This is a genomic window from Streptomyces sp. NPDC002265 (assembly GCF_040296125.1).
Lineage (GTDB): Bacteria > Actinomycetota > Actinomycetes > Streptomycetales > Streptomycetaceae > Streptomyces.
This window is the reverse complement of record NZ_JBEOWS010000568.1, coordinates 1-3,862: the sequence shown is the minus strand read 5'-3', so window position 1 is coordinate 3,862 and position 3,862 is coordinate 1. Positions and strand designations below refer to the sequence as shown.

At 72.0% G+C, this 3,862-nt stretch carries 3 protein-coding genes; all 3 read right to left on the bottom strand.

The window, feature by feature from the left end; all coding sequences use genetic code 11:
• Window positions 1–131: 131 nt before the first annotated feature.
• Window positions 132–2,336: a 1,4-alpha-glucan branching enzyme gene (glgB, locus tag ABT085_RS44905; RefSeq protein ID WP_351622588.1), complete on the bottom strand. Its 2,205-nt coding sequence runs from the start codon at window positions 2,334–2,336 to the stop codon at window positions 132–134.
• 4 nt (window positions 2,337–2,340) lie between these two features.
• Window positions 2,341–3,702: a maltokinase N-terminal cap-like domain-containing protein gene (locus tag ABT085_RS44900; RefSeq protein ID WP_351622586.1), complete on the bottom strand. Its 1,362-nt coding sequence runs from the start codon at window positions 3,700–3,702 to the stop codon at window positions 2,341–2,343.
• Window positions 3,703–3,730: 28 nt separating this feature from the next.
• Window positions 3,731–3,862: alpha-glucosidase C-terminal domain-containing protein (locus tag ABT085_RS44895; protein WP_351622592.1), on the bottom strand; the 132-nt coding region annotated here is incomplete at its 5' end.

Below are 3,862 nucleotides of genomic sequence, written 5' to 3'. Positions count from 1 at the left end.
CAGCCTTCGGCCGGGAGGTGCCCCCACCGCGTCCGCTCCCTCCTCCGCCTTGCAGCTGCACGCACCACACCCCGCTCGGGTCGGCCGGGCAGTCAGGCCGGTCATGGCCGGCCTGATCCGAACGAAAGGCCCTAGAGCTGCGCCGGCGTCAGCCAGACCGTCGCCAGCGGCGGCAGCGTGAGCGTGATCCGGCCGTCCAGCTGCTTGACCGGTTCGGGCTGGACGACATCGCTGCCGCCGTAGCGCGCCGCATCGGTGTTCAGGGTCTCCTGCCAGGCGTCGACCGAGTCCGGGACCCACAGCTCGTAGTCGTGCCGGACGACGGGGGAGAAGTTGCACACGGCCAGCAGCGGGCTGCCGTCCGCGGCGAACCGCAGGAACGCGAACACGTTGTCGTCGGCGGCGTCCCCGGCCACCCAGCGGAAGCCCTCGGGCCGGGTGTCGCGCTGCCAGAGCGCGGGGGTGTCCCGGTAGACGGCGTTGAGATCGCGCACGAGGTCGCGCACACCGCGGTGGTCGGCCCCCGCCGCGTAGGCCGGGTCCAGCAGCCACCAGTCCGGGCCGTGCTCCTGCGACCACTCCCCGCCCTGGGCGAACTCCTGCCCCATGAAAAGGAGTTGCTTGCCGGGATGGGCCCACATGAAACCGAGGTAGGCACGGTGGTTCGCGCGCTGCTGCCACCAGTCGCCGGGCATCTTCGCCACCAGCGCCTGCTTACCGTGCACCACCTCGTCGTGCGAGATGGGCAGGACGTAGTTCTCGCTGTAGGCGTACACCATCGAGAAGGTCATCTCGTTGTGGTGGTACTTGCGGTGCACCGGCTCGTGGCTCATGTACTCCAGCGAGTCGTGCATCCACCCCATGTTCCACTTCAGCCCGAAGCCGAGACCGCCGCCGTCGGTGGGCCGGGTCACCCCGTCCCAGGCGGTGGACTCCTCCGCGATGGTGACGACGCCCGGCACCCGCCGGTAGACCGTCGCGTTCATCTCCTGGAGGAACGCCTTCGCCGCCAGGTCCTCGTTGCCGCCGAAGACGTTGGGCTCCCACTGGCCGGAGTCCCGGGAGTAGTCGAGGTAGAGCATCGAGGCGACCGCGTCCACCCGCAGCCCGTCGATGTGGAACTCCTCGCACCAGTACACCGCGTTGGCGACCAGGAAGTTGCGCACCTCGATGCGCGCGTAGTCGAACTCGTAGGTCCCCCAGTCCGGATGCTCCGCGCGCCGCCAGTCACCGGGCTCGTACAGCGGCTCCCCGTCGAACCGGGCCAGCGCCCAGTCGTCCTTGGGGAAGTGCGCCGGCACCCAGTCCATGATCACGCCGAGGCCGGCCCGGTGCAGCGCGTCCACCAGGTACCGGAAGTCGTCCGGCGAGCCGAGCCGGGACGTCGGTGCGTAGAAACCGGTGACCTGGTAGCCCCAGGAGCCGCCGAAGGGGTGCTCGGCCACCGGCATCAGCTCGACATGGGTGAACCCCAGGTCCCGGACGTACGCCGGGAGCTCCTCGGCCAGCTCGCGGTACGTCGCCCCCGACCGCCAGGAGGGCAGGTGCACCTCGTAGACGGAGAACGGCGCCTCGTGCACCGGGGTGTCACCGCGGCGCGCCAGCCAGTCGGCGTCGCCCCACTCGTAGTGCGAGGCGGTCACGATCGACGCCGTGTCGGGCGGCACCTCCGTACGTCGGGCCATCGGGTCGGCCTTGAGGAACCGGTCCCCGTGCCGGGAGGTGATCTCGAACTTGTACCGCGCGCCCTCGCCGATGCCCGGCAGGAACAGCTCCCACACCCCGGCCGCGCCCAGGGAGCGCATCGGGTACTGGGTGCCGTCCCAGAAGGTGAAGTCCCCGGCCACCCGCACTCCCCGGGCGTTCGGCGCCCAGACGGTGAAACGGGTGCCGGCCACGCCCTGGTGGGTCATCGGCTCGGCGCCGAGCGCCTTCCACAACTGCTCGTGCCGGCCCTCCCGGATCAGGTGCAGGTCGAAGTCGCCCAGCGACGGCAGGAAGCGGTAGGGGTCGTGGACCTCGTACTCCGCGTCGTCGTACGCCACCAGCAGCGTGTACTCCGGGATCGCGTCGAACGGCAGTACGGCGCAGAAGAGGCCGTCGCCCTCCGAGACCAGGGCGCCGCGCGTGCCGTCCGCCACGACGGTGACCGAGCGGGCGAACGGGCGCAGCACCCGGAAGAGGACTCCGCCCGTCACCGGGTGGGCGCCGAGCAGCGCATGCGGGTCGTGGTGCTCCCCCGACAGCAGGCGCCGGCGCTCCTGCGGATCCAGGGTCAGGACCGTCGGCGGAACCGGTCCGGCCGACTCGGGGGGCGAGGTCTCTCGCAGTGCCACGGTGTCAGGCTCCTCTCACGGCGAGACGCTCGATCGCCGCCATAGGTACGGGCATCCAGTCCGGGCGGTGCCGGGCCTCGTACAGGACTTCGTAGACGGCCCTGTCCGTCTCGTAGGCGCGCAGCAGGGCGTGTTTCTTGCGCGGGTCCCAGCCCGCCCGGTCGGCGTAGCCCGCGCAGAAGGCCTCCCGGCAGCGCCGGGCCCACTCCGGTCGCCAGGGGTGGCGCTGACGGGCGGCGTAGTCGAAGGAACGCAGCATGCCCGCGATGTCGCGCACCGGGGAGTGCGCGCTGCGCCGTTCCGCCAGCGGACGCGACGGTTCGCCCTCGAAGTCGATGACGAACCAGTCGCGCCCGGCGCGCAGCACCTGCCCCAGGTGCAGGTCGCCGTGGATGCGCTGGACCGGGGGACCGGGGTCGCAGGTGGCGAGCGCGGTGAACGCGGTGCGCAGGGCGCCGACGAACGGCCGCAGGGCCGGGACGTGGTGCGCGGCGGACTCCAGACGCTCGGTCATCGCGGCCGCCGTCAGGTCGTTGTCGGTGTGGGCGCACGACGGCAGGGCCGAGGCCAGCGCCAGGTGCACCTCCGCCGTCGCCCGGCCCAGCTCGTGCGCCTCCGCCGTGAAGGTGTCGCCGGTGGCGAGCGCGCGCAGGGCGAGCGCCCAGCCGTCGGAGGCGCCGGGCAGGAACGGCTGGAGCACCCCGAGTGTCGCCTCCTGCGGATGCATGGTGCGGAACCAGGCCACCGGCGCGGGCACCCGCCCGCAGCCCTGCCCGGCCAGCGCCACCGGCACCTCCAGATCGGGGTTGATCCCGGGCTGGATGCGCCGGAACAGCTTCAGGATGAACGCGTCGCCGTACACCACCGACGAGTTGGACTGCTCGGCGTCCAGCAGCCGCGGCGGCAGCCCGGCCGGCACCGGCACGGACGCGTCGGACTCGAACCGCAGCGGGCCCAGGGTGCCCGGGTGACGCAGCCGCTCCAGCAGCAGATGCGTCGAACGGGGGTCCTGGAGGGCGTCGTAGACCGCCAGACCGGCCAGCGGACCGAAGTCCGCCCGGCCGATCAGCGCCCGCCCGAGCCGGGGCGAGAGGTGTTCCTGGATGCCCAGCAGCAACTGGTAGCAGTCCCCGGCCGGGGTGGTGTCGCCGGGTGCGGGGACCCCGTTCTGGCCGGTCTGGACGAGCAGATGCAGACAACCCGGGAACAGCTCGGTCATCGACAGCAGCCGGAGGTCGGTCAGGGGCCGGTCCTTGCCTGCGAACCAGCGCTGCCGCGGCAGCCACTCCCGCAACAGTCCGCCGAGCGATGCCATCGGCTGGATGCCGTCGGCAGTGATCGGGTGGAGATATGCGGTCTTCGGCATGGTGACGCGTCCTTTCCTCGGCGCACGCTCACAGTTGTCGGCCGGTGCGGGGTGCGACTCGGGCGAGCCGGAACCAGTAGAAGCCGTGTCCGGTGAGGGTGAGCAGGTAGGGCAGTTCGCCGATGGCGGGGAAGCGCACCCCGCCGAAGAGCTCGACCGG

What these genes read in the sequence shown, in the direction of transcription:
- ABT085_RS44900 (WP_351622586.1), bottom strand. Translation starts at nt 3,702, where the DNA reads ATGCCGAAGACCGCATATCTCCACCCGATCACTGCCGACGGCATCCAG.